18 protein-coding genes are annotated in these 26,218 nt (G+C 65.7%); 12 read left to right on the forward strand and 6 right to left on the reverse strand.

Annotated elements, in window-relative coordinates:
* Nucleotides 1-15: 15 nt before the first annotated feature.
* From QX135_RS08005 to QX135_RS08015, 3 genes are all read right to left on the reverse strand, one after another.
* Nucleotides 16-1,746 (reverse strand): bifunctional protein-serine/threonine kinase/phosphatase, encoded by a 1,731-nt coding sequence (locus QX135_RS08005; RefSeq protein WP_316176699.1) that lies wholly within the window; start codon nucleotides 1,744-1,746, stop codon nucleotides 16-18.
* 67 nt (nucleotides 1,747-1,813) lie between these two features.
* A complete protein-coding gene (locus QX135_RS08010; protein WP_315779526.1) occupies nucleotides 1,814-2,647 on the reverse strand; it encodes a formate/nitrite transporter family protein in 834 nt (277 codons plus the stop codon).
* Between the two features lie 208 nt (nucleotides 2,648-2,855).
* Nucleotides 2,856-3,173, reverse strand: coding sequence for a hypothetical protein (locus tag QX135_RS08015; protein WP_316176698.1), 318 nt, complete (start codon nucleotides 3,171-3,173; stop codon nucleotides 2,856-2,858).
* A 146-nt stretch (nucleotides 3,174-3,319) separates the two neighbouring features.
* Between QX135_RS08015 and QX135_RS08020 the strand changes: the two genes are divergently transcribed.
* The 10 genes from QX135_RS08020 to QX135_RS08065 all read left to right on the forward strand — a co-directional run bounded on the left by QX135_RS08020 (nucleotide 3,320) and on the right by QX135_RS08065 (nucleotide 17,557).
* Nucleotides 3,320-4,636 (forward strand): CmpA/NrtA family ABC transporter substrate-binding protein, encoded by a 1,317-nt coding sequence (locus tag QX135_RS08020; protein WP_315812763.1) that lies wholly within the window; start codon nucleotides 3,320-3,322, stop codon nucleotides 4,634-4,636.
* A gap of 63 nt (nucleotides 4,637-4,699) precedes the next feature.
* Nucleotides 4,700-5,608, forward strand: a complete 909-nt coding sequence (ntrB, locus tag QX135_RS08025; RefSeq protein ID WP_316176697.1) for a nitrate ABC transporter permease — start codon at nucleotides 4,700-4,702, stop codon at nucleotides 5,606-5,608.
* A 10-nt stretch (nucleotides 5,609-5,618) separates the two neighbouring features.
* Complete coding sequence (locus QX135_RS08030; RefSeq protein ID WP_316177250.1) at nucleotides 5,619-6,413, forward strand: ABC transporter ATP-binding protein; 795 nt, start codon at nucleotides 5,619-5,621, stop codon at nucleotides 6,411-6,413.
* An 84-nt stretch (nucleotides 6,414-6,497) separates the two neighbouring features.
* On the forward strand, nucleotides 6,498-6,923 hold the full coding sequence (locus QX135_RS08035) for a globin family protein (RefSeq protein WP_315779528.1): 426 nt from the start codon (nucleotides 6,498-6,500) through the stop codon (nucleotides 6,921-6,923).
* A 5-nt stretch (nucleotides 6,924-6,928) separates the two neighbouring features.
* Nucleotides 6,929-8,143, forward strand: a complete 1,215-nt coding sequence (locus QX135_RS08040) for an NAD(P)/FAD-dependent oxidoreductase (RefSeq protein WP_316176696.1) — start codon at nucleotides 6,929-6,931, stop codon at nucleotides 8,141-8,143.
* A gap of 19 nt (nucleotides 8,144-8,162) precedes the next feature.
* The gene (locus QX135_RS08045) at nucleotides 8,163-10,853 is read left to right on the forward strand and encodes a molybdopterin-dependent oxidoreductase (RefSeq protein ID WP_316176695.1); all 2,691 of its coding nucleotides are present in this window, start codon (nucleotides 8,163-8,165) and stop codon (nucleotides 10,851-10,853) included.
* A 211-nt stretch (nucleotides 10,854-11,064) separates the two neighbouring features.
* Nucleotides 11,065-11,904, forward strand: a complete 840-nt coding sequence (locus QX135_RS08050; RefSeq protein WP_316176694.1) for an aldo/keto reductase — start codon at nucleotides 11,065-11,067, stop codon at nucleotides 11,902-11,904.
* Between the two features lie 196 nt (nucleotides 11,905-12,100).
* Nucleotides 12,101-13,054, forward strand: coding sequence for a DMT family transporter (locus tag QX135_RS08055; RefSeq protein WP_316177248.1), 954 nt, complete (start codon nucleotides 12,101-12,103; stop codon nucleotides 13,052-13,054).
* 209 nt (nucleotides 13,055-13,263) lie between these two features.
* Nucleotides 13,264-16,299: an autotransporter domain-containing protein gene (locus QX135_RS08060; RefSeq protein WP_316176693.1), complete on the forward strand. Its 3,036-nt coding sequence runs from the start codon at nucleotides 13,264-13,266 to the stop codon at nucleotides 16,297-16,299.
* 85 nt (nucleotides 16,300-16,384) lie between these two features.
* Nucleotides 16,385-17,557 carry a fumarylacetoacetate hydrolase family protein gene (locus QX135_RS08065; protein ID WP_316176692.1) on the forward strand — a complete coding sequence of 391 codons (1,173 nt, stop codon included), beginning with the start codon at nucleotides 16,385-16,387 and terminating at the stop codon, nucleotides 17,555-17,557.
* A gap of 195 nt (nucleotides 17,558-17,752) precedes the next feature.
* Here QX135_RS08065 and QX135_RS08070 read toward each other — a convergent pair whose 3' ends face one another.
* From QX135_RS08070 to QX135_RS08080, 3 genes are all read right to left on the reverse strand, one after another.
* The gene (locus QX135_RS08070; protein ID WP_315779534.1) at nucleotides 17,753-19,015 is read right to left on the reverse strand and encodes a 2Fe-2S iron-sulfur cluster-binding protein; all 1,263 of its coding nucleotides are present in this window, start codon (nucleotides 19,013-19,015) and stop codon (nucleotides 17,753-17,755) included.
* A 56-nt stretch (nucleotides 19,016-19,071) separates the two neighbouring features.
* Nucleotides 19,072-20,253, reverse strand: coding sequence for a ferredoxin (locus tag QX135_RS08075; RefSeq protein WP_316162136.1), 1,182 nt, complete (start codon nucleotides 20,251-20,253; stop codon nucleotides 19,072-19,074).
* 1,071 nt (nucleotides 20,254-21,324) lie between these two features.
* The gene (locus QX135_RS08080) at nucleotides 21,325-21,786 is read right to left on the reverse strand and encodes an Lrp/AsnC family transcriptional regulator (protein WP_315737180.1); all 462 of its coding nucleotides are present in this window, start codon (nucleotides 21,784-21,786) and stop codon (nucleotides 21,325-21,327) included.
* A 139-nt stretch (nucleotides 21,787-21,925) separates the two neighbouring features.
* Between QX135_RS08080 and QX135_RS08085 the strand changes: the two genes are divergently transcribed.
* The gene (locus tag QX135_RS08085) at nucleotides 21,926-24,295 is read left to right on the forward strand and encodes a transketolase (RefSeq protein ID WP_315737181.1); all 2,370 of its coding nucleotides are present in this window, start codon (nucleotides 21,926-21,928) and stop codon (nucleotides 24,293-24,295) included.
* A 485-nt stretch (nucleotides 24,296-24,780) separates the two neighbouring features.
* The gene (locus QX135_RS08090; protein ID WP_316176691.1) at nucleotides 24,781-26,211 is read left to right on the forward strand and encodes an aldehyde dehydrogenase family protein; all 1,431 of its coding nucleotides are present in this window, start codon (nucleotides 24,781-24,783) and stop codon (nucleotides 26,209-26,211) included.
* Nucleotides 26,212-26,218: the final 7 nt, after the last annotated feature.

Below are 26,218 nucleotides of genomic sequence, written 5' to 3' on the forward strand. Positions count from 1 at the left end.
GGCCGGCAGGCCCGCCTACCAGCCGCCGTGGCGAGCCGCGAGCAGGATGATCACTGCCATCGCGAGCAGCGCAGTCGCTGCCTTCCAGAACAGCAGCGGATTGCGCTCGATCAGGGGCGTCCGGTTGCCGCCGATATAGGCGGGATTGGGGTGCCGAAGGTCGAAGACGAATTCGGAGAGGCTCTCGTAACGTTTGGCGGCGACGGGATGGACGGCGCGTCGAAGTGCGCCGTCGATCCAGAGGGGGACGGCCTGGTCATCGCCGGAGGCCGGCAGATAGCGGACCTTGCGAAACTGTGCCCGGGTTCTTGCGCGCGCCATCTGCGCGCCGTAGGGCAATCGCCCCGTCAGCATCTGGTAAGCGATGACTCCGAGTGAGAACTGATCGGACCATTCGGAGCCGCCCTCGCCGAGAAAATATTCCGGCGCCGTATACTGTTGGGTGCCGAGGATGCTGTCGTGGTCGGCAGCCGGGTCGGCCTCGACCACGCCGCTGACGCGCACCGATCCGAAATCGATGATCTTCACCGTTCGGGTCCGGTCGATCATGATGTTCTGCGGCCGCAGATCCTGGTGCAGCATTTCCTTTCGATGCAGCGCCTGCAGCCCCTTGGCGATCTGCTCGATGATGTCTCTGACGGCATCGAGATCGGCTTTGGGATGGTCGATCATCCATTGCGCCAAGGTCTGGCCTTCGACGAATTCGGTGACGACGTAGAGATGATCGCGGCGCCGCGTCGATGGGAAGGCCTTCAGCACATGCGGGTTATCGATCCGCCGCGCGATCCAGTCTTCCATCAGGAACCGTTTGAGATAGGCGCCGTCGCCGCGCAGGTCGATCGAAGGCACCTTGAGGGCGACGGCGAGCTCCGTCTCGACGTCGATGGCCAGATAGATGTGGCTGCGGCTGCTGGCATGGATCTCGCGCACGATCCGGTAGCCCTCGAAGATCGTCCGCGCGTCCAGCAGCGGCGCCGGCGGCAGCTGCTCGGCCTGGACCGGGATCTCGGCGGCATCGCCGGCGCCGAGTTCGTCGATCCGCACGATCTGGATCGTGAGATTGTCCGCACTGCCCTGCGCCAGTGCCTCAGCGACGATGATGCGGGCCGCCTGATCGAGGTCGTGGGAATTCTCCTTCAACACGTTGGCGACAAAACGCTTGCCCACGTGCTCGTGAACGCCGTCCGTCGCGAGCACGAAGATGTCGCCGCGCTCGATCCGAATGGCCTGATAGTCGATTTCGACCTCGGGATTGACCCCGAGCGCACGCCCCAGATAGCTCTGCTGCGACGAGATGATGACGCGATGATCGTCGGTGAGTTGCTCGAGCGAATGGCCTGCGGGGCGATAGATGCGACAATCGCCGATATGGAAGAGATGCGCCGTGGCCGCCTTGATCACGATCGCGCTGAGCGTGCAGACATAACCTTTGTCGCGATCATAGGCGTATTGGCTGGCTCTGGTCTGGGCGTAGAGCCAGGAGTTGGCCGCGGCGATCACGCGTCGCACCGAGGTCTTCACCGACCAGGCATCCGGCGTGCAGTAATAGTCGGTCAGGAAGCTCTTGACCGCCGACTCGCTCGCAATGTGGCTGACCTCGCTGCTGCTGATCCCGTCCGCGATCGCGATCGCGATGCCCTTCAGGCTGAGCGCCGGCTCATCGGGAATCAGAGCGCCGTGGAAGTCCTGGTTGCCCGGCTTCTGCCCTTTGTCGGAATGCGCTCCGATTGTGATCCGCAATGGCATTTGGGCTGTCGGGCGAAATGAAGGGAGCCCGACCTTACCGGGGCCGGGCTCTCCGAGGGAAACGGAATCAGGCCGCGGCGCGAGCTGCGATCTTGGCATCACGCTTCGGCTGCGTCCTGATGTGGGTGGCATAGAGCGTCAGGCCGGTGAACGAGAGGCCGCCGACGAGATTGCCGAGCACGGTCGGGATCTCGTTCCAGATCAGATAGTCCATGATCGAGAACTTCGCATGGAGCATCAGCCCCGACGGGAACAGGAACATGTTCACCACCGAATGCTCGAACACCATGTAGAAGAAGACCAGGATCGGCATCCACATCGCCAGCACCTTGCCCGGGACCGTCGTCGATATCATCGCGCCGACCACGCCGGTGGAGACCATCCAGTTGCACAGCATGCCGCGGATGAACAGCGTCGCCATTCCAGCCGCGCCATGCGCCGCGTAGCCGAGCGTCCGGCCTTCACCGATATTGCCGATCACAGCGCCGACCTTGTCCGGCTCCTGCGTGAAGCCGAACGTGGTCACGAATGCCATCATGAAGGCTACGGTCAGTGCTCCGGCGAAATTGCCGATGAAGACAAGTCCCCAGTTGCGCAGCACGCCTGCGATCGTCACACCCGGACGTTTGTCGATCAATGCCAGCGGCGACAGCACGAACACGCCGGTCAGCAGATCGAAGCCCAGCAAATAGAGCATGCAGAAGCCGACCGGAAACAACAGGGCGCCGATGAGCGGCTGGCCGGTGTTCACGTTGATGGTGACGGCAAACCAGGCCGCGAGCGCCAGGATCGCGCCCGCCATGTAGGCGCGGATGACGGTGTCGCGGGTCGACATGAAGATCTTGGACTCGCCTGCGTCCACCATCTTGGTGACGAATTCTGAAGGCGCGAGATACGACATTCAAACGTCCTTTGCTTGCTCTCGGGAGTCGATTGCGCGCTGCCTTGCGAGAGGTTCTGGCTCTCGAGGGACATCGCCACGGGCAGGCGGATCGGATGTCGAATGCGGGAAGGGCGTCACGACGACCGCGCCGAGGAGACCTCGGTCGCGTGCGCGCATCCGTCCCGGAGATCAGCGCCATAGGCGTCGACAGTCCGGCGAACCGCAGTCATCGTTGACTTGCAGAACCAGAAGCAATGCGTGTGCCAAATTTGACGCCACCGAGAAAGTCAGTGATTTCAAGCGACTGCGCTGGAGTTTCTCTGCTGCGGCTGCCCAAAAGGGCTCTTTTGGTGCCCTGATGCTCACGGAACAATCTCTCCATGCTTATTTTGTGTGCGCCGCACACAAAGTGTGCGAATCGCAAATTTTGGATGCGGCCCGCTGCCTCTGATGGATTGTTGTGCAACACTAAAGGGTTGAATTTGCCTGACAAATCCAAATCGGCGTGTTGGCACGAAGCTTGAAAGAGCGTGTCCGACGCCATCGATGCCGTCCGCGCAACCCTCATCCGAATCGTGACGCTGCCCCTTCCGAGGCCTCCTCGGAACACGCCTTTGTGCGTGGTGCAGCGACCCGCAACGGACGGCCATTCACCATCGAGCGCTCTTCAGCCAAAGGACGACAGCACTCATGACGAAGACTGCCAATCCTGCTCGCCGCAACGGCCTCAGCCGTCGTCAGCTTCTCAAGGCCGGCGCAGGGACGGCTGCGCTGCTTGCAGCCGCGAAGCTGAACTTGCCGGGCGGAGCTTTCGCCCAAGGGGCGGGGCCGGAAGTCACCAGCGCCAAGCTCGGCTTCATCGCGCTCAGCGATGCCGGCCCGCTGTTCGTCGCCAAGGACAAGGGCCTCTTTGCGAAATACGGCATGCCTGACGTCGATGTGCAGAAGCAGGCCTCATGGGGCACGACGCGCGACAATCTCGTGCTCGGCTCCGAGGGCAACGGCATCGACGGCGCGCACATCCTGACCCCGATGCCCTACCTCATCTCCTCGGGCAAGGTGACGCAGAACAACCAGCCGACGCCGATGTACATCCTGGCGCGCCTCAATCTCGATGCGCAGTGCATCTCGGTCGGCAAGGAGTACGCCGACCTGAAGCTCGGTCTCGATACCGCGCCGTTCAAGGCCGCGCTGGAGAAGAAGAAGGCCTCCGGCAAGTCCGTGAAGGCAGCGATGACCTTCCCGGGCGGCACCCACGATCTCTGGATCCGCTATTGGCTCGCCGCCGGCGGCATCGATCCCGACAAGGACATCGAGACCATCGTGGTGCCGCCGCCGCAGATGGTGGCCAACATGAAGGTCGGCACCATGGACTGCTTCTGCGTCGGCGAGCCGTGGAATGCGCAGCTCGTCAACCAGGGCATCGGCTACACCGCCGTCACGACGGGCGAGATCTGGAACAAGCATCCCGAAAAATCCTTCGCGATGCGCGCCGCCTTTGTCGACAAATATCCGAAGGCCGCGAAGGCGTTGACGATGGCGGTGATGGAAGCCCAGCAGTGGGCCGACAAGATGGAGAACAAGCAGGAGCTCGCGACCATCATGGCCAAGCGGCAGTGGATCAACTGCCCGGTCGAGGACGTCGCCGGGCGCTCGGCCGGCAAGTTCGACTACGGCACCGGCAAGGTGGTCGAGAACTCGCCGCACATCATGAAGTACTGGAGCGACTTCGCATCCTATCCATTCCAGAGCCACGATCTCTGGTTCATCACCGAGGACATCCGGTGGGGCAAGTATGAGGCCGGCTTCGACGCCAAGTCGCTGATCGCCAAGGTCAACCGCGAGGACATCTGGCGCGAGGCCGCCAAGGAGATGAACGTCGCCGCCGCCGAAATTCCGACCTCCAAGTCGCGCGGCAAGGAGACCTTCTTCGACGGCAAGGTGTTCGATCCGGAAGATCCCGCCGCCTACCTGAAGTCGCTGTCGATCAAGCGCGTCGACGCCTGATCAGGACTCTCGCCGCGCGCGGAAAGCGCGCGGCCCCTCTCATTGCACGGAGAAAGGTTTCCGATGTCCATGCCAGCGTTGAGCAACGATAGTGCTCCCCAGGTCGTGCCGACCGCGGCGGCGTCCACCTCGGCGTCCATCGTAACGATGACGCCCAAACAGCCGCCGAAGGCCGAGCGCTATGTAAAGATGGCACGTGAGGCCGCGGTGCGCGTGGTGCCGCCGCTGATCGTGCTGGCACTGTTCCTGCTGATTTGGGAGCTGGTCTGCCGCCGGGCCGGCTCGGCGCTGCCGCCGCCCTCCCGGGTCTTCAGCGACACCCGGGAGCTGATCTTCGATCCGTTCTTCGATCATGGCGGCATCGACAAGGGCTTGTTCTGGCATCTCGAAGCCAGCCTCCGGCGCGTCGCCTTCGGCTACGCGATTGCCGTCGTCGTCGGCGTCGGTGTCGGCACGCTGATCGGCCAGTCGGTGTGGGCCATGCGCGGCCTCGATCCGATCTTCCAGGTGCTGCGCACGATCCCGCCGCTGGCCTGGCTGCCGCTGTCGCTGGCGGCGTTTCGCGACGGCCAGCCGTCGGCGATCTTCGTGATCTTCATCACCTCGGTGTGGCCGATCATCATCAACACCGCGGTCGGCATCCGCAACATTCCGCAGGACTACCGCAACGTCGCCGCGGTGGTGCAGCTCAATCCGCTGGAGTTCTTCGCCAAGATCATGATCCCGGCGGCCGCGCCCTACATCTTCACCGGCCTGCGCATCGGCATCGGCCTGTCGTGGCTCGCGATCGTCGCGGCCGAGATGCTGATCGGCGGCGTCGGCATCGGCTTCTTCATCTGGGATGCGTGGAATTCCTCGCATATCAGCGAGATCATCCTGGCGCTGTTCTATGTCGGCATCATCGGCTTCGTGCTCGACCGGCTGATCGCCGTCGTCGGCAAGATCGTCACCCGCGGCACCGCGACGAACTGAGAGGTAACGGATCATGGCCTATCTGAAGCTCGACCATGTCGACAAGACCTTCACCCGCGGCGCCGCGACCACCGAGGTGCTGAAGGACATCAACCTCGCGATCGAGAAGGGCGAGTACGTCTCGATCATCGGCCACTCCGGCTGCGGCAAGTCGACGATGCTCAACATCGTGGCGGGTCTCACCACCGCCACCACCGGCGGCGTGCTGCTGGAGGAGCGCGAGGTCAATTCGCCGGGACCCGACCGCGCGGTGGTGTTCCAGAACCACAGCCTGCTGCCCTGGCTCACGGTCTATGAGAACGTGCGGCTCGGCGTCGACAAGGTGTTCGCCAAGACCAAGACCCGGGCCGAGCGCGATGCCTGGACCATGCACAATCTGAATCTCGTGCAGATGGCCCATGCCAAGGACAAGCGTCCGAACGAGATCTCCGGCGGCATGAAGCAGCGCGTCGGCATTGCCCGCGCGCTCGCCATGGAGCCGAAGGTCCTGCTGCTCGACGAGCCGTTCGGCGCGCTCGACGCGCTGACGCGGGCGCATCTGCAGGATTCCGTGATGGCGCTGCACCAGAAGCTCGGCAACACCATCCTGATGATCACGCACGATGTCGACGAGGCCGTGTTGCTGTCCGACCGTATCGTGATGATGACCAACGGTCCGAGCGCACGGATCGGCGAGGTGCTCGAGGTCGCGCTGCCGCGTCCGCGCAAGCGGCTCGAGCTCGCGACCAACGCCACCTACGTGAAGTGCCGCCAGCGCGTGCTGGAATTCCTCTATGAGCGCCATCGCTACGTCGAGGCGGCGTGACGATTCGAACGCGGAGGACGGATCGAACCGCCCTCCGCCTCGGGCGACTAACGGGTTCTCGTCTCCATCATCGAAGGATTTCCCATGACGCCGTCTCAGATCGAATTGGTTCAGGACAGCTTTGCCAAGGTCGCGCCGATCTCCGATCAGGCCGCGGGCATCTTCTACGATCGCTTGTTCGAGGTCGCGCCGCAGGTGCGGCCGATGTTTCCAGACGATCTCACCGAGCAGCGCAAGAAGCTGATGGCGACGCTGGCGGTCGTCGTGAATGGATTGGCGAACTTGCCTGCGATCCTGCCGGCAGCAAGCGCGCTGGCCAAGCGCCACGTCGATTATGGTGCCAAGCCCGAGCACTATCCGGTGGTCGGCTCGGCGCTGCTGTGGACCCTGGAGAAGGGACTGGGCGAGGCCTGGACGCCCGAGGTCGCCGAGGCCTGGACCGCGGCCTATGGCACGCTGTCCGGCTTCATGATCGCGGCAGCCTACGGCAAGGCGCAGGCGGCGGAGTAGACGTCTTGAGTGAACCGCTCGTCATCGTCGGCAATGGCATGGCCGCTGCAAAGCTGGCCGAGGAGCTGTCGCAGACCGCGCTCGGCCGCTACGCGATCGCCGTCATCGGCGAGGAGCCGCGTCTGGCCTACAACCGCGTGCTGCTGTCGTCGGTGCTGGCCGGCGAGGCTGCGTCCCACGAGATCGAGCTCAAGCCAGCCACCTGGTGGCGCGAGCGCGGCGTGACGCTGAAATACGGTGCGCGCGTGACCGCCATCGATGTCGGCCGCCGCGAGCTCCAGATCGAGAACGATGAGAACGTGGCGTTCTCGCGCCTGGTCCTGGCCACAGGCTCGCTGCCGCTGCGGCTTCCCGTGCCCGGCGCCGATCTGCCGGGCGTGCACACGTTCCGTGACAGCCGCGATACCGACGTGCTGTTGGCGCTCGCGGCGAAGAAGGGGCGCGTGGTGGTCGTCGGCGGCGGCCTGCTCGGGCTGGAAGCGGCCTATGGCCTGGCGCGTGCCGGCGCCAGGGTGACGCTGTTGCATCTGATGGACCGGCTGATGGAGCGGCAGCTCGATGCGCCGGCGGCCGCGTTGCTGAAGGCGCTGGTGGCGCGCAAGGGGATCGAGGTTCTGCTCAATGCCAGCACCGCGGCCATCCATGGGGACGGGCGGGTCGAAGGAGTCGAGCTGGCCGATGGACGGCGCCTCGCCACCGACGCCGTGATCTTCGCGGCCGGAATCCGGCCGAACGTTGCGCTGGCGAAAGAGGCGGGGCTCGCCGTCAACCGCGGCATCGTCGTCGATGACGCCATGCAGACGTCGGCCCCCGGCATCTTCGCGCTCGGCGAATGCGCCGAGCATCGCGGCACCTGTTATGGCCTGGTCGAGCCTGCCTACGAGCAGGCCCGGGTGCTGGCGCGGCATCTGGCCGGCCGCCAGGCGGCCTATGGCGGCAGCGTCGTGTCGACCAACTTGAAAGTGTCCGGCGTATCCGTGTTCTCGGCGGGCGACTTCATCGGCGCCGAGGGCAGCGAGGCGATCGTGCTCAACGATGCCAAACGCGGCATCTACAAGAAGCTCGTCATCACGGAGGGGCGCCTCACCGGCGCCGTGCTGATCGGTGAGACTCAGGACGCGTTGTGGTATCGCGAGCTGATCCGGAGCCGCGAGCCGGTCGCAGCGATCCGGACGGCGATGATGTTCGGGCGCGCGGGCGCGCGGCCGCAGGCAGCGTGAGAAGGGGCCACGCACGACGATGACGACGGTCGATCCGAAGCTGCTGACGGTGCGCACTGCGTGTCCTTACTGTGGTGTCGGTTGTGGCGTGCTCGCCACGCCCGACGGCCGCGGCGGCGCTGCCATCTCCGGCGATCCGATGCATCCCGCCAATCTCGGCCGGCTTTGCTCCAAGGGTTCGGCGCTCGGCGAGACGCTCGGGCTCGAGAGCCGGCTGCTGTACCCGATGATCCGCTGCAAGGGCGGCATGCAGCGGGTGGCGTGGAGCGATGCACTCGATCACGTCGCGACCCGCCTGAAGCACATCGTCGCCCGCGACGGCGAGGATGCGGTGGCGTTCTATCTCTCCGGCCAGATGCTGACCGAGGACTATTACGTCGCCAACAAGCTGATGAAAGGCTTTCTCGGCTCGGCCAATGTCGACACCAACTCGCGGCTGTGCATGGCCTCGTCGGTCGCCGGCCACCGCCGCGCCTTCGGCGCCGACACCGTGCCCGGCACCTATGAGGATCTCGATCAGGCCGATCTGCTGGTCTTCGTGGGCAGCAATGCCGCCTGGTGCCATCCGGTGCTGTATCAGCGCATGCTGGCCAACAAGCAGACGCGCGGCGCCAGGTTCGTGGTCATCGATCCACGTCGCACCGACACGTCGAGCGAAGCCGATCTTTTCCTGGGATTGAAGCCTGGCACTGATGCGGCGCTGTTCTCCGGCCTGCTGGTGCATCTCGCCGACAGCGGTGCGCTCGATCACGACTACATCAACGCTCACACCAGCGGCTTCGACGAGACCCTGGCTCGCGCCCGCAGCCTCGCCGGCAGCGCCGCGGCGACCGCGCTCGCCACCGGCCTGTCCGAGGTCGACGTCGCCGCCTTCTTCAAGCTGTTCCGCGAGACTCCCGAGGTCGTCACCCTGTATTCGCAGGGCGTCAACCAGTCGGCGCAGGGCACCGACAAGGTCAACGCGATCCTCAACTGCCATCTTGCGACGGCGCGCATCGGCAAGCCAGGCATGGGGCCGTTCTCGCTGACCGGCCAGCCCAATGCGATGGGCGGCCGCGAGGTCGGCGGGCTCGCCAACCAGCTCGCCGCCCACATGGGCTTCACGCCGCCCGACATCGACCGCGTCCGCCGCTTCTGGAAGGCCAAGGACATCGCCACCCATGAGGGTCTCAAAGCGGTGCAGATGTTCGAGGCGATCGCGCGCGGCGAGATCAAGGCGTTGTGGGTGATCGGCACCAACCCCGCGGTGTCGCTGCCGGACGCCGATCTGGTCCGCGCCGCGCTCAAGAAGCTCGAGCTGTTCGTCGTGTCCGAGAACGTCCGCTCCAACGACACCGTCGATGCCGGCGTCCACGTGCTGCTGCCGGCGCAGGCCTGGGGCGAGAAGTCGGGCACCGTCACCAACTCTGAGCGGCGCATCTCACGCCAGCGCGCCTTCCTGGCGCCGGCCGGCGAGGCCATGCCGGACTGGTGGATCCTGAGCGAGGTCGGCAAACGGCTTGGTTTCGCCTCCGCCTTCAACTACAACTCTGCCGCGGATATATTCCGCGAGCACGCCGCGCTGTCGGGGTTCGAGAACGACGGCACGCGCGATTTCGACATCGGCGCGCTGGCCTCGCTCACCGACGACGAATACGACACGATGGCGCCGGTGCAATGGCCGGCGCGCGCGGGCAAGCCGCCCGAGCCGCGCTTTTTCGCCGACGGTGCCTTCTTCACCAACGACAGCAAAGCGCGCTTCGTCGCGCCGGAAGTGCCGGCGCTGCGCGGTGAGACCACCGCCGCCCGCCCGCTGCGCCTGAACACCGGGCGCATCCGCGACCAGTGGCACACGATGACGCGCACCGGCTTGAGCCCGCGGCTATCAGCGCATCTGCCGGAGCCGTTCGTCGAGGTGCATCCGGACGACGCGCTGAAATACGGCCTGATGCATGACGGCTTCGCCAAGGTGACGACCGAGCACGGCCAGTGCATCCTCAAGGTCGTGGTCAGCGAGCGCCAGCAGCGCGGCATGCTGTTCGCGCCGATCCATTGGAACGCCACCAACGCCTCGCATGGCCGCGTCGGCGCGCTGGTCGCCTCCCACACCGATCCGTTCTCCGGCCAGCCCGAGGCCAAGGCGACCCCGGCTGCGATCAGTTCTTATGAGTACGTATTCCGCGGCTTCATCCTGTCGCGCAACGAGCTCACGCTGCCGTCCAACCTGTGGTGGGCACGCGCGACGGTGCAGGGCGGCTTGGGCTATCTGTTCGCCGATAACGGCGATCTGTCGCGCTGGCCGGCCTGGTTCAAGGCGCGCGCCACCGACGACGTCACGGACTACATGGATGTCGGCGGCGGCGTCTATCGCGCCGCGTCGTTCGCCGGCGATCGCATCGAAACCTGTCTCTTCGTCGGCCCCGGCCATGATGCCGGCGACTGGAACGTCGTGAAGACGATGTTCGCCGCCGATCGCCTCGACGACGACCAGCGCCGCGTGCTGCTGTCCGGCCGCGCGCCCGACGGCGTCGGCGGCGGCCCGATCGTCTGCGCCTGCTTCGGCGTCGGCCGCGACACCATCTGCGATGCGATCACGGCAGGTGCGCGCACGCCCGCCGCCATCGGTGCGCAGCTCAAGGCCGGCACCAATTGCGGCTCGTGCATTCCGGAGATGAAGCGGCTGATCGCGCAGACGGCCACGGACGCCCCGCCCATCGCGGCGGCGAGCTAGCCGAGAACACTGTCATTCCGGGGCGAGGCCAACGGCCTCGAACCCGGAATCTCGACATGGTGGAAATGAAACAGCGCAAGACGAGCTCGGGATTCCGGGTTCGACGCTGACGCGTCGAACCGGAATGACGTGGGTGTGGAGGCGCGTCAGATGCCTTGAGCAGGGAGGCACCCAATCGACGTCGTGCGCCTCATCCACTATGCTCCCGCGCATGAAGCACAAGACATTCGGAACCGGCGGAGCCAGCGTCTCCGTCATCGGGCAGGGCACCTGGTATCTCGACCACGCCGATCGCAGCCGCGCCATCGCCACGTTGCGGCGCGGCCTCGATCTCGGCATGAGCCACATCGATACCGCGGAGATGTATGGCGATGCCGAGCTGGTCATCGCCGAGGCCATCGCCGGCCGGCGTGACGACGTGTTCCTGGTCTCGAAGGTGCTGCCGAACAACGCCTCGCGCAAGGGCACCATCACCGCCTGCGAGCGCTCGCTGAAGCGGCTGAAGACCGACCGGCTCGACTGCTATCTCTTGCACTGGCCGGGCTCCTATCCGCTCGCGGAAACGGTGGCGGCGTTCGAGGAGCTCAAGGCCGCCGGCAAGATCGCGTCCTGGGGCGTCAGCAATTTCGACGTCGACGATCTCGACGAGTTGCTCGATGTCGCCGACGAAGGCCAAATCGCCTGCAACCAGGTGCTCTATTATCTGCAGGAGCGCGCCATCGAGCACGCGGTGATCCCGTGGTGCGGCCAGCATGGCGTCGCCGTCGTCGCCTATTCGCCGTTCGGCCATGACGACTTTCCGGACCGCCGCAGCGCCAGTGGCGAGGTGCTGCAGCGTATCTCGGAGCAGCATGGCGCAACGCCGCGCCAGATCGCGCTCGCCTTCCTGACACGGGCGTCTTCGCTGCTCGCGATCCCCAAGGCGTCGCGGCCCGAGCATGCCGAGCAGAATGCCGCGGCCGGCGACATCGAGCTCACCGCAGCCGAGATCGCTGCGATCGATCGCGCCTTTCCGCGCGGGCCGAAGCCGCGCGGGCTGCCCATGCTGTAATGCAGCATCACGGAAAATTACGGATGTTTGCTACTCCGGCGCGTGGCAACGCATAAGTGCTGCCCGCTTCGATGGGTTGTCGCGGCGTCGCGATTGGCGTTTTGTCGCCACTCACCGAATCGTCCCCGTTCCAAAACTCCCGAGTTCGACCGTGACCCCGCCACCGAGTGCGGCCGCAGCCGCGCGCCTCGACGACGTGCCGACCTCCGCGCAGGAGAAGCCGCAGGCCACGCGCAAGCGTGCGCCCGCGCGGGCCGACCGGCCGTTCCGCGGCATCGCGCTGATCCTGCTGTCGACCGTGTTCCTCGGCACCTCGGACGTCACAGCGAAATATCTCTCGAAGACGCTGCCCTCGATCGAGATCACCTGGATCCGCTTCGTGGTGTTCGCGGCGATCATGGTGCCGGCGATGATCCCGGGCTCGCCGCTGTTCGCGATGCGCACCGAGCGGCTCAAGTTCCAGCTGCTGCGCGGCGTTGCGCTGCTCGGCTCGTCGCTGATGTTCATCACCGGTTTACGCTATCTGCCGATTGCCGAGGCTTCCGCGACCGGCTTCGTCGCGCCGCTGTTCGTCACCGCGTTGTCGATCGTGTTCCTCAGCGAGAAGGTCGGCCTGCGCCGCTGGATCGCGACCGCGGTCGGGTTGTTTGGCGTGCTGATCATCCTCCGCCCCGGGACCGGCGCGTTCCATCTTGCCGCGCTGTTCCCGATCGTCTCGGCCTTCGCCTGGGCCTGCACGCTGATCATGACGCGGATGATGAGCGGGCGTGAGCACGCCATCACGATCATGACCTATTCCTCGATCGCCGGCCTCTGCGTGCTCACGGCAATCGTGCCGTTCGTCTGGACCACGCCGTCCTGGCAGGACATCGGCTTCGGCGTGCTGGTCGGCGTCGCCTCGACCATGGGGCAGTGGATCGTCGTGCTGGCGTTCCGCTATGCCGACGCCTCGGTGCTGGCGCCGTTCTCCTACACCCAGCTCTTGTGGGTCAGCATCCTCGGCTTCCTGGTGTTCGGCGAGGTGCCGGACGTCTGGACCATCGTCGGCGCCGCCTTCATCGTCTCCAGCGGCCTCTACACCGCCCATCGCGAGCGCGTCCGCCGCTCGCAACTGCTGCAGGTCGCCGGCGAGAGCTCGCCGAATCCGTGAGCCCTCGCTCGCGCATCCCTGGCGAATACGGGGGTGTGAATTTTTGGGCGGATGCGTTGCGCGATCGCCACAACCGGTGCGAAACGCGTAATGATCTGAAATTATTGGAAAAACGCATTCGCATCGCGTCCCGACCACCAAGTCTGAGCTGCTAGGTCTTGGACTGCACGAGAACGTGCAGAGCAGGGCTTGGGAGCGTCGGAGTGGGGATGTCGGGCGACAACACGGCTGACCGGGCTGTCCGCTGGCGGGTTGGCGGATTGGTGCTCGTGGTCGGGCTCGGGCTGGCGACGGCCGCGCAGGCGCAAACCGACTACACCTGGGGCGGTCCCGGCGCCACGACGACGACCTCCGACTACAATCTCTCGACCAACTGGGAGACCCCGCCGGCCGGCGCGCCGCCCGCATCGGGCGGCCAGGAGGCGTTGTTCGGGGCCACCGGCGCATCGACCATCACGGTCACGGCGCCGATCAATCCGGATTCCTGGATCTTCCTCAGCAACGCCCAGTCCTATTCGATCGGCGGCGCCGACGTGAATTTCGGCGTCGCCGGCTCCGGCTGGGGCTTCATCAACAACGCCAATTCCGGCCAGACCATCACCATCGGCAACAACCTCGGCGAGACCGTTGCCGGCGTGCGCGCCGAATTGCTCGGCAACAGCACCACCATCCTGCTCGGCACCAATTCCTACTCCGGCGGCACCTTCATCGGCAGCGTCGCGACCCTGCAGCTCGGCGATGCCACCCACACCGCCCGGATCGTCGGCGACGTGTCGAATTTCGGCATCTTCAACATCGTCAGGGCCGACACGTCCGGCATCGTCTCGCTCACCAATGATGGCGGCATCACCAACTTCCTCGGTGCGAGCTCCGCCGGCACGATGACGATCGTGAACCAGTCGATCGCCACGACCGCGTTCGGTGTCGCCGGCGGCACGGACACGGCCACGGCCGGCAACGCCGTGATCACCAACCATCAGGGCCGCACGCTGTTCAACGCCAATACCAGCGCCGGCAACGCGACGATCACGAACGACACGTTCAGCATGCTGGCGTTTGTCAATGCCGCCACGGCCGCCAATGCGGTCATCACCAATGGCGGCAATTCCTACGTGATGTTCGGGATCGGCTTCGGCAGCGACACCCCGTCGGCCGGCAATGCCACCATCACCAACAACATGAACGGCCAGGTCCAGTTCAACGCCCATTCCACCGCGGCGAACGCGACCGTCACCACCAATGACGGCGGCTCGACGCTGTTCTTCGATCACGCCAGCGCCGGCTCCGCCACGATCATCACCAATGATGGTGGCCGCACGCGCTTCCTCGACAATACGACCGGCGGCACCGCCCAGTTCGTCACCAATGGCACCGGCGTGGTCGATTTCTCCGGTAGCACGGGTGTCAATGGCGACGGCCGCATCACCGCCGGCTCGCTGGCGGGCTCCGGCAACTACTACATCGGCGCCTTCAACACGCTGGTGGTCGGCGGCAACAATCTCTCCACCGAGGTCTCCGGCGTGATCGGCGACACCGATCCTTGCGGGTGCGGCACCATCGGCCCAGGCTCGCTGACCAAGGTCGGCAGCGGCAAGCTGACATTGTCCGGCGTCAATACCTACACCGGCACGACCACGATCGACGGCGGCATCCTCGCCGTGAACGGCTCGATCGCCAGCAGCAATGTCGTGGTGAATTCCGGCGGCGCGCTCGGCGGCAACGGCATCGTCGGCAGCACGCTCATCAACGGCGGCGCACTCGCGCCGGGCAATTCGATCGGGCTGCTCACCGTGCAGGGCAACCTCGTGTTCACGACGGCTGCGAGCTACATGGTCGAGGTATCCCCGGCCAATGCCGACCGGGTCAACGTGACGGGAACGGCGACGCTCGGCGGCGCCACCGTGCAGGCGAGTTTCGCGCCCGGCAGCTACGTCAACAAGCAGTACACGATCGTCAATGCGACCGGCGGCGTCAGTGGCACCTTCAATGCGCTGGTCAACACCAACCTGCCGGCCAATTTCACTTCTCGTCTGAGCTACGACGCCAACAACGTCTATCTGAACCTGACGCTTGGCTCGACCGGCACCAACAACACGAACCAGCAGAACGTCACGGACACCACGACCGGCTATTTCAACCGCACCGGCGGCATTCCGCTCGCCTTCGGCGCGCTGACCCCGGCCGGCCTGACGCAGGTCTCCGGCGAGATCGCCACCGTTCCGCAGCAGGCGATGTTCGACTCGATGAAGATCTTTCTTGGCCTGATGACCGATCCTTTCGTCGCCGGTCGCAGCGCGAACGCATCTAGTCCGGCTGCGGCGTTCGCCGACGCAGGGCGGGGCGCCGCGCCGCGCGATGCCTTCGCGCGCATGCCGGTGAAGGCCACACCGGCCCAGCGCTTCGATGAGCGCTGGAGCACCTGGGCCGCGCCGTTCGGCGGCGGCTCGTTCACCGATGGCAACGCCGCGCTCGGATCGAACAACGCCACGATCCGCGAGGTCGGCTTGGCCACTGGCGCCGATTACATCGTGTCGCCGAGCTGGCTCGCCGGCTTCGCGCTGTCTGGCGGTGGCACCAGCTTCGGCGTCAATGGCGGCGGCAGCGGCCGCTCCGACCTGTTCCAGGCCGGCGCCTTCACCCGCTATCGCCATGGTCCGGACTATCTCTCCGCCGCGCTCGCCTATGGCTGGCACGACGTGACCACCGACCGCACCGTGACCGTCGCCGGCGTCGACCAGCTCCGCGCCCGCTTCAATGCGTCGGCCTATTCGGCCCGCCTCGAGGCCGGCCGCCGCTATGCCACGCCGTGGGGCGGGATCACGCCCTATCTCGGCGGCCAGGCGACGGCTTACGTGCTACCGTCCTATGCCGAGCAGGTGCTCTCCGGCGCCGGCACCTTCGCGCTGACCTATGCCGGCAAGACTGTCACCGATGCGCGCACCGAGCTCGGCGCGCGCGTCAATCGGTCGTTTGCGCTCGCCGACGGCGTGCTGTCGCTGCGCAGCCGCGCCGCCTGGGCGCACAATTTCAACCCGGATCGCACCATGACCGCCGGCTTCCAGCTGCTCCCGGGCACGAGTTTCGTCATCAACGGCGCTGCGCAGTCGCGCGACCTTGCGCTGACCACGGCCTCGGCCGAAATGGCCTGGCGCAACGGCTGGTCGGCGGCTGCGACCTTCGAGGGCGAGTTCTCGACCATCAGCCGCTCCTATGCCGGCAAGGGCGTGGTGCGCTACAGCTGGTGATCGCGCGACGTCGTGTGGCTTGGAGCCGGCGTGCACCGATGCTAGGGGTGCGCTGAGCAACAAGAACAACAGGGAGCACGACGCCATGATCAACCTGATGCCCGAGACCGTCCTGCCAGACGACGGCACCAGCGGGACGCTGGTCGGCCGGGTCTGGCGCCCCGATGCGGATGGACCGGCGGTGGTCGCCGTGCGCGACGACGGCGTGTTCGACGTCACCTCGGCTTTCCCCACCGTCAGCGCCCTCTGCGAGCACGACGATCCGGCGGCGGCCCTGCGCGCGATGAAAGGCGAGCGCGTCGGTGCTCTCGCCGACATCCTCGCCAACACCCCGCCGGACCGCCGCGATCCCGCCAAGCCGTGGCTGCTGGCGCCGGTCGATTTGCAGGTGCTGAAGGCCGCCGGCGTCACTTTCGCGATCTCGATGCTGGAGCGCGTCATCGAGGAGCGCGCGCGCGGCAATCCGGCCTCCGCCGAGGCGATCCGCACAGAAGTGGTGCGTCTGGTCGGCGACGACTTCTCCAAGCTGAAGCCTGGGTCCGACCAGGCGATGCACCTGAAGCAGGTGCTGATCGAGCAGAATGCCTGGAGCCAGTATCTCGAGGTCGGCATCGGCCCCGATGCCGAGGTCTTCACCAAGGCGCCGACCTTGTCATCTGTCGGCACCGGCATGGATGCCGGGCTGCATCCGAAATCGACCTGGAACAACCCGGAGCCGGAGGTCGTGCTGGCGGTGTCGAGCCGCGGCCGCATCGTCGGCGCGATGCTCGGCAATGACGTCAACCTGCGCGACTTCGAGGGCCGCTCGGCGCTGCTGTTGTCGAAGGCCAAGGACAACAACGCCTCCTGTGCCATCGGCCCGTTGCTGCGGCTGTTCGACAAGACCTTCACGCTGGATCACGTGAGGCAGATGGACGTGGCGCTCAACGTCACCGGCAGCGACGGCTTCGTGCTCGACGGTCATTCCTCCATCAGCAAGATCAGCCGCGATCCGACCGATCTCGTCGCCCAGACCATCGGCGCCGTGCATCAATATCCCGACGGCTTCGCGCTGTTCCTCGGCACGATGTTCGCGCCCGTCAAGGACCGCGACGCGCCGGGCCAGGGTTTTACGCACAAGCGCGACGACATCGTCACCATTTCAGCGCCGCAGCTCGGCCGCCTCGTCAACCGCATGCGCAACAGCGACGAATGCGAGCCTTGGACTTTCGGCGTCGGCGCCTTGATGCGGAGTTTGGCACGGCGCAAGCTGATTTGAGGTTTCACCTCTCTCCCCGCTTGCGGCGTGACGGTTGCATTTGGCGAAATGTAGTAATCGCGGCGCGAATGCCTGCTATTTAGTTACTCCGTCATGCCCGGGACAAGCCCGGCCATGACGACGTGGTGAGAGGCGCGCACTACACTCCTATCTTCATAATCGGTCGCGGTATTGCGGAGACGCTGATGTGGCCCCTCACACGTGCCCCGACGCCATCTGCCCGGCGGCGCGCCGGGCGCGCTCCTGCAACTGCGTGGGATCGCCCAGCGCGGCACGCTCTCGCACCACCGACAATGCATGGTCGCGCTCGGCCGCCGCGCTGCGGCGCGGCTCGGGGCGGCGCAGGCCGAGATCATCCTCGATCGGATCCTTCGGCACCAGCGACAGCGCCCGCTCGAACGGATCGAGCGAAGCCTCGCGGCCCTTGCCGCTGTCGCGGCTCGGCTCGGGCTCCGGCGGCCGCCGCGCCACCAGCGTCTTGATGCGTCCGATCAGGCCGGACGGCGCTTCCGGCGGAGCCGGGTCGAACGGATCGGCATAGAAGGTCGCGCCGGCCTTCTCGACCATGCCGGCGAGCGCGCTGACCATGCGCGGCGAGCCGCAGGCATAGACGACGTCGGAGGCCGTGAGCGTTGGCATGTGCGGCTCGATGCGCCCGGTGCGGATCGAGGGATGATTGACCGGACCTTCCTCGACCGTCGGGATGATCGTGACGTTCGGCAGCCTCGCCAATTGCGCCAGGATCGGCGTCATGTAGAGCTGCGGCAGCTTCTTGGCGCCGGCGATGATCACCATCGGCCGGTTGCGGGACTCGCGCAGCGCCATCGCGGCGATCGCCCAGATCGGCGCGAAGCCGGTGCCGCTGCCGGCGAGGACGAGACGGCCGGTGCCGCCCGGGCGCAGGAACGCATGCCCATACGGCCCCTGGATGCGCAGCCGATGGCCGGGACGGATGCCGCTGCCGAGCGCGGTCGTGACGCGGCCGCCACGCACGCGCTTGATGTTGAGATGGATGACGCGGCCGCCGATGCGGCCGTCGAACGAGGCGGTGGGGCTGTAGGCGCGCGCCGGATAGCCGTTGAAGGTGAACTTGAAGTACTGCCCCGGCAGATAGCTGATGCTCTTCTCCGGGGCGATCATCAGCTCCATGATGTCGGGCGCGACCTCGCGCAGGCCGACCAGGCGCGCCTTGGAGGTGTCGATCTCGGGCACGTCCTCCATCTCGACGTCGAGGTCGGAGACGACGCGCGCCTGGCACGCATAGATCATGCCCTGCGTATGCGTCTCGCCGCACACCGTCTGCCCCTTGGAGACATGAACCATGCAGGTGCCGCAGGTGCCGGCGCGGCAGTCGAACGGAATCTCGACGCCGTTGGCCAGCGCGCCATCGAGCAGCACGTCACCCGCGCGGACGCGGAACTGGCGGCCCTTGACGGTGACGGTCCTGAAGTTCGACATGGTTCACTCCTCGATCGAATACGCTGTGACAATGTGGGCTGAAGGACGCCGCGGGATCACGCCCTGTCGGGTGAGACGCGGATGAGGTTCTTGTTGGCCGTGCTCTCGAACCGGCTCGACCAGTAGTTCGACGCCATCACCGGCCGCTTCAGCCAGCTCACCTTCGGCGAGCGCAGCACCAGGAACCAGAAGAAGAACGGCGTCGTGACGAGGTGCGAGACCAGCGGAAACCAGTCCGGCAGCAGCGACGCCGGACCGGGCAGGCGATACCAATAGTAGGTGCTGACCGCCGTCGCGGCGAAGATGCGGTGCATCCGGGTGCGGGTGGCCGGCTTGTAGCGCAGCATGTGCTCGCCGATCCTGAACACGATGTAGCTGATGACGGCCGCGCCGAACGGCCAGACATAGGCAGTGATGATCTCGGCACTCCCGACCTGCTGCGGCGGATAATCCGGCACCTGGAACCAGCCCCAGACGAAGCCGGGAAAGCTGCCGATCAGGAAGTTGCCGAGGAACTGCTGCACCTTCGTCGGCACGCCCGCGGTCGGCGTCAGCTCCGGCGTCGAGTCCGGGCACGGATTGCTGCAGGCCTCGCAGATATTGCAGCGGGCGTTCTTGAAGGTGAGAGCGGGGTTGGTGCCGTACAGACGCTCGACGGGGTGGATCGGGCACAGCGAGGTGCACCAGCCCGAGCGCATCTCGAACACCGAGCCCATCGCGAACGCCATGACCGCAGCCGACAGCAGCATGAGCGCCGTCAACGGCCCGTCAACATTGAGTCCGATGCGCCGCATCGGCACGACGATGAACAGCGAGGTTACGCTGATCACCGCTAAGGTCGCCGCGCCCCATTCCGGCATCCGGATGTTCTGCGAGATGCCCATCTTGTTCGGCAAGAGATGAAAGGTCGCCATCGGACAGATGTTGCGCCACAGGCCGGGCGAGATCGTCACCAGCGCCGGCGCGACCGGAATCAGCAGATTCCACATCAGGGCGATGCCGAGCGCAGGGAAGAACAGCAGCAGGTTCACCAGCAGCACGCCAACGACCAGCATGACGGTCTGCATGGTCAGCCAGAATCGCCGCTCGGCCCGGCCGGTGCTGCGGCTGCCGGGCTGCGCGGCCGGCTGATACCTGGCGGGAGCCACCTGCACGGCTACGTGGGTGAGTGGCCGGGCCTCTCGACGGTGCGAAGCGTAGTCGTATTGGGACGAACGTTGAGCGCTGTTGTTTCGCATTGCTTTCCAGGACGCTGGTTACTTGGCACGGCGCGCTGGTGTGACGAGGCCGGGCCAGACGTGCTCGTCCGCCAGGCCTGTTAGTTCGCGTCATCAGCGCATGCTGTGCCGCGGAATCTGCCGACGAGATGTGGCGCTTTTTGACGGCCAATATGGACGTGTCTGGGCCATGCTGCGGTGGGCCTGCGGCCGTTTGATCTGGATCAAATCGAGGAGCATCAAGCATTTGATCTGGATCGAGGTTTGTTTTCGAGTGCGTTTGATCTGGATCAATGACGGCCTTCACCGTGACAGATCGCAGGCGCAATGAAGGCGCGTGTGCGTGGGATGCGGCATGCGAAAGCTGCCCGTCGGGCAAATCGGGGCGTGCGCGAGAAATCCTGTCCAGCCCTGTGCGGAAAAATAAATCGCTTGTCTATTTCGTAAAATCAGCATTAGAGTCCCGCCCGTTCCGTTGCGTCGGAGGGGACGTATCGCGGTCGTCATGGACGTCGGCAGCGGAATGCGATGGGCGTGTGTCGTTGCAGCGTGATCATTCGCGCGGACGAACAGCGATGCACGCACGGTCAAGTCGCGCGGTCCTGGCACCCCGATGCTGGTGTCCCGCGGCGGAGCGCGCAAAGCGCATCGTCGCGCACGGTGGCCAAAAGCCGGCGCACCGGGGAGAACGCGAAGCAGCCGTCAAAACCATCGCGCAGGGAGGGCCGGGCGTGTTCGGCCAGACCTGTGGTACCTGCCGCCTGCATTTTTTTTTCGCAGGCGGGCCACGGGCGCGGCCAGCGCCCGGCCTTCCCTGCGCCCTCTGTTGTCGAGGAGGGTGAAGCGATCAGCATAGCTCGGGCGCAACCCGCCGCGGGACTGCGAACGCATGTGGCGATAGATCGCCGGCGTTGGGGGACGAGCGCTCTCGCCCAGGATTCCAGTGTCGTCCCGGCGAACGCCGGGACCCATAACCCCAGGGAGATGTTGTTGCGCACGATGTCGACCCAGTCTTTCTTCACAATAACTGCCGCGGAGTATGGGTCCCGGCGTTCGCCGGGACGACAGCTGAGATTGCTGAGGCAGCTGGCCTCACACCGGCAGCGCGATCGAATACTTCACCTGGCTCAGCGCAAAGCTACTTTCGATCGAGGCGATGCCGTCGAGACGAGTCAGCTTGGTTTTCAGGAACGCTTCATAGGAGGAGAGATCAGCCGCGACCACGCGCAGCAGGTAGTCGCGATTCCCCGTCATCAGATAGCACTCCAGCACCTCGGGCCAGGCCGAGATCGCCTTCTCGAACCGCTTCAGATCCTCCTCCTTCTGCCGCGCCAGCTTGATGGAGATGAAAACGGAGACGTGCAGCCCCAGCGCCTTCTGGTCGACGGTGGCGATGTAGCGGGTGATGACGCCGCGCTCCTCCAGCAGCTTGACGCGGCGGTGGCAGGGCGACACCGACAGTCCGACCTTGTCGGCGAGCTCCTGCATGGTGATGCGGCCGTCGGCCTGGAGATGGGCGAGGATCTTGCGGTCGATGGCGTCGAGGTCGGGCATTGGGATGGCATCCCTAGAAGTGGTGATCGGATGGAAAAATATCCCAATAATGGCCCATGATGCGCGAAAATTTGAGAATTATGGTCTCGTCGACAGGATTAGGCTTGCAGAATCCAAACAATCCCCCGGGAGCCGCGCCATGGCCACGCCATCCGCACCGTCAGACCGTCTCGACATGCTGAACGCGCTGGCCCGCAAGGCGCTGTGGCTGTCGTCCTGGACCATTCATCACGCCAACCACATCCGGCCGAATATTGACGGCCTCAAGGTCGGCGGCCACCAGGCCTCCTCGGCCTCGCTCGCGACCATCATGTCGGCGCTGTACTTCTCGGTGCTGCGCCCGGAGGACCGCGTCGCGGTGAAGCCGCATGCCAGCCCGGTGTTTCACGCCATCCAGTATCTGTTCGGCCGGCAGACCCGCGAGAAGCTGGAGAATTTCCGCGGCTTCAAGGGCGCGCAGTCCTATCCCTCGCGCACCAAGGACATCGACGACGTCGATTTCTCGACCGGCTCGGTCGGCCTCGGCGTCGCTCAGACGCTGTTCTCGTCGCTGGTGCAGGACTACGTCAAGGCGCATGGCTGGATGAAGGACCGCCGCGAAGGCCGCATGATCGCGCTGGTCGGCGATGCCGAGATGGACGAGGGCAACATCTTCGAGGCGCTGGCGGAGGGCTGGAAGCACGGCCTGCGCAACACCTGGTGGATCGTGGACTACAACCGCCAGAGCCTGGACGCCGTCGTGCGCGAAGGCCTGTGGGAGAAGTTCGAGACCATGTTCCGCAATTTCGGCTGGGACGTGGTGATCGTGAAATACGGCAAGCTGATGCGCGAGGCGTTCGCCGAGCCCGGCGGCGAGGCCTTGCGGCGCTGGATCGACAACTGCCCGAACGCGCTCTATGCGGCGCTGTGCTTCCAGGGCGGCGCCGCCTTCCGCAAGCACATCCAGGACGACATCGGCGATCAGGGCGACGTCACGCGGCTGCTCGACAAGCGCAGCGACGACGAGCTGCTGGCGCTGATGTCCAATCTCGGCGGCCACGACATGGCGAGCATGCTGGAGGCGTTCGAGTCCATCGATCACGACCGCCCGGTCTGCTTCATCGCCTACACGATCAAGGGTGTTGGCCTGCCGTTCCAGGGCCACAAGGACAATCACGCCGGCCTGATGACCGTCGCGCAGATGGAGAAATGGCGCGCCCAGCAGAACATCCGCCCCGGCCATGAGTGGGACAAGTTCGAAGGCCTGAAGCAGGACCCGGCAAAGCTGGAGGCGTTTCTCGCCGCCGTGCCGTTCAATCGCGACGGCCGCCGGCTTGACGATGCCGTGTTCGACGTGCCGGAGCGGCTGACCTTTACCGCCGCGGCGCAGATGTCGACGCAGCAGGGCTTTGGCCTGATCCTCAACGATCTCGCGCGCAGCGACACCGCGATGGCCTCGCGCATCGTGACGTCGTCGCCCGACGTCACCGTGTCGACCAATCTCGGCGCCTGGGTCAACCGCCGCGGCCTGTTCGCGCGCGCCGAGAAGGCCGACCTGTTCCGTAGCGAGAAGATCCCGTCGACCTTCAACTGGGCGGCATCGCCGAAGGGCCAGCACATCGAGCTCGGCATCGCCGAGATGAACCTGTTCATCATGGCCTCCGCGCTCGGCCTGTCGCACGCCATCAATGGCGCCCGGCTGCTGCCCGTGGTGACCTTGTACGATCCCTTCATCGAGCGCGGCCTCGATGCGCTGAACTACGCCTGCTATCAGGATGCCCGCTTCATGGTGGCGGCAACGCCGTCGGGCGTGACGCTGGCACCGGAAGGCGGCGCGCATCAGTCGATCGCAACGCCGCTGATCGGCATGGCGCAGGACGGGCTGTCGTCGTTCGAGCCGGCCTTCGTCGATGAGCTCGCCGCGATCATGAAATGGGGCTTTGCCCACATGCAGCGCGAGGCAGGCGAGGGCGGCTCGCTCTATCTGCGGCTATCGACGCGCACCATCGATCAGCCGCAGCGGATCATGACGCCGGAGCTGGAATCCGACATCGCCGCCGGCGCCTATTGGCTGCGCAAGCCGGGGCCGAATGCGGAGGTGATCGTCGCCTATACCGGCGCCCTTGCTCCAGAGGCGATCGAGGCGACCGGCCTGATCGGCGAATCCCGGCGCGACGTCGGCCTGCTCGCGATCACCTCGGCGGACCGGCTGCATGCGGGATGGACGGCGGCGCGCAGCCTGCGCCGGCATCGCCGCGGCGTGCAGCATCTCAGCCATATCGAGCAGTTGCTGGCGCCGCTGCCGCGCGACTGCGGCATCGTCACCGTGATCGACGGCCACCCGGCGACGCTCGGCTGGCTCGGCTCGGTGCGCGGCCATCGTGTCGAGGCGCTCGGCGTCGAAAAGTTCGGCCAGACCGGCACGATCGACGATCTCTATCGCCACAACGGCATGGATGCCAACGCGATCATCGATGCGGCCGAGAGCCTCACCGGCGCTCCGGTGCGGCATCGCAAGATGGCGGTGTGAGGGCGGGGGGAAGAGGGAGCTGTAAACAGCTGCGCCGTCTCCCCCACCTGGATGAAGGAGACGGCGTCGCAACTTGGAGCAAAAGGGCTAGGTGCTGAAAAGCTACGCAATAAAAACTGGCGAAGTCATTCGTTGTGAAATGTTTTCCAGCGTCCTTTCGAGATGCTGGGCTGTCTATGAAGGAGAGAGTAATCGGCACGACCGGGCCACGATGTGAAGCAGTTCACATGTTGAAAATGAATCTGCAGGACTGGGAATTCTGCCATCCGGAATGATCGCCGCAATCGCATTTGCTGCGATGCAAAATGGAGCGGCGACGAAACGCAGGTCCGTCGGCTTGCGCCGGTCGCGGCCTTGCTCCTATATCCGCGGGACGCAACCCCGGTCCCCGCATGTGGCGGGTTCATCCCGCGGATCGCGCGTGCCAGGATGCCGGCCGCGTGCTGCCGCCCCCTCCAGATGCTTCCACGTGAAGAGGTTTTCCGATGGTCAATCGCCTGCAATTCTACATCGACGGCGCCTGGGTCGATCCGGTCGTCAAGAAGTCCACGCCGGTCGTGAATCCGGCGACTGAAGAGGCGATGTACGAGGTTGCGCTGGGCTCGAAAGCCGATGTCGACAAGGCCGTCGCCGCCGCCAAGCGCGCCTTCGAGACGTTCTCGCAGACCTCGCGCGAGGAGCGCGTCGCGCTGTTCGAGAAGATCATCGCCGTCTACAAGGGCCGCATGAAGGAAATCGGTGCTGCCATCTCCGACGAGATGGGCGCGCCGCTGCCGATGGCGGAGAAGCTGCAGGCGGGCGCCGGTCTCGGCCATCTGATGTCGACGCTCGATGTGCTGAAGAAATATGAGTTCGAGGAGACGCTGCCGGCGTCCGTGGTGGTGCGCGAGCCGGTCGGCGTTGTCGGCATGATCACGCCCTGGAACTGGCCGCTCAACCAGATCGCCTGCAAGGTCGCCCCGGCGCTGGCCGCGGGTTGCACCATGATCCTGAAGCCGTCGGAGTTCACCCCGACCTCGGCGCTGATCTTCGCCGAGATCCTGCACGAGGCCGGCGTGCCGAAGGGCGTGTTCAACCTGATCAACGGCCTCGGGCCGGAGGTCGGTGCCGCCATGAGCGAGCATCCGGACATCGACATGATCTCGTTCACCGGCTCGACCCGCGCCGGCATCGACGTCGCCAAGCGCGCCGCGCCGACCGTGAAGCGCGTCAGCCAGGAGCTTGGCGGCAAGTCGCCGAACGTGATCCTGGAGGGGGCCGATCTGGTCAAGGCGGTGACGGGCGGCGTCATGCACATGTTCAACAATTCCGGCCAGTCCTGCAACGCGCCGTCGCGCATGATCGTGCCCGCCGCGCGGATGAAGGAAGTGGCTGCGATCGCGAAGGGCGTTGCCGACAAGACCAAGGCCGGCGATCCGCGTGGCGAAGGCACCACGATCGGCCCGGTCGTCAATCGCGGCCAGTGGGACAAGATCCAGGCCCTCATCAACAAGGGCATCGAGGAGGGCGCCACGCTCGTCGCCGGCGGTCCCGGCCTGCCGGAGGGCGTCAACAAGGGCTTCTACGTGCGGCCGACGATCTTCGCCGACGTCAAGCCCGAGATGACGATCTCGCGCGAGGAGATCTTCGGGCCGGTGCTGGTGATCATCGGGGCCAAGGACGAGAACGAGGCGGTGCGTATCGCCAACGACACGCCCTATGGTCTTGCCGGATACGTCACGGCCCCGACGATCGAGAAGGCCCGCGAGGTCGGCCGCAAGATTCGCGCCGGCAACGTCAACCTTCAAGGTGTCCCGAACGACCGCACCGCGCCGTTTGGCGGCTTCAAGCAGTCCGGCAATGGCCGCGAATGGGGCCGGTTCGGTCTCGAGGAGTATCTCGAGGTCAAGGCGGTCGCGGGCTACAACGCAGCCTGATCGCGTG

Source organism: Bradyrhizobium sp. SZCCHNR1098 (assembly GCF_032489375.1).
Classification (GTDB): domain Bacteria; phylum Pseudomonadota; class Alphaproteobacteria; order Rhizobiales; family Xanthobacteraceae; genus Bradyrhizobium.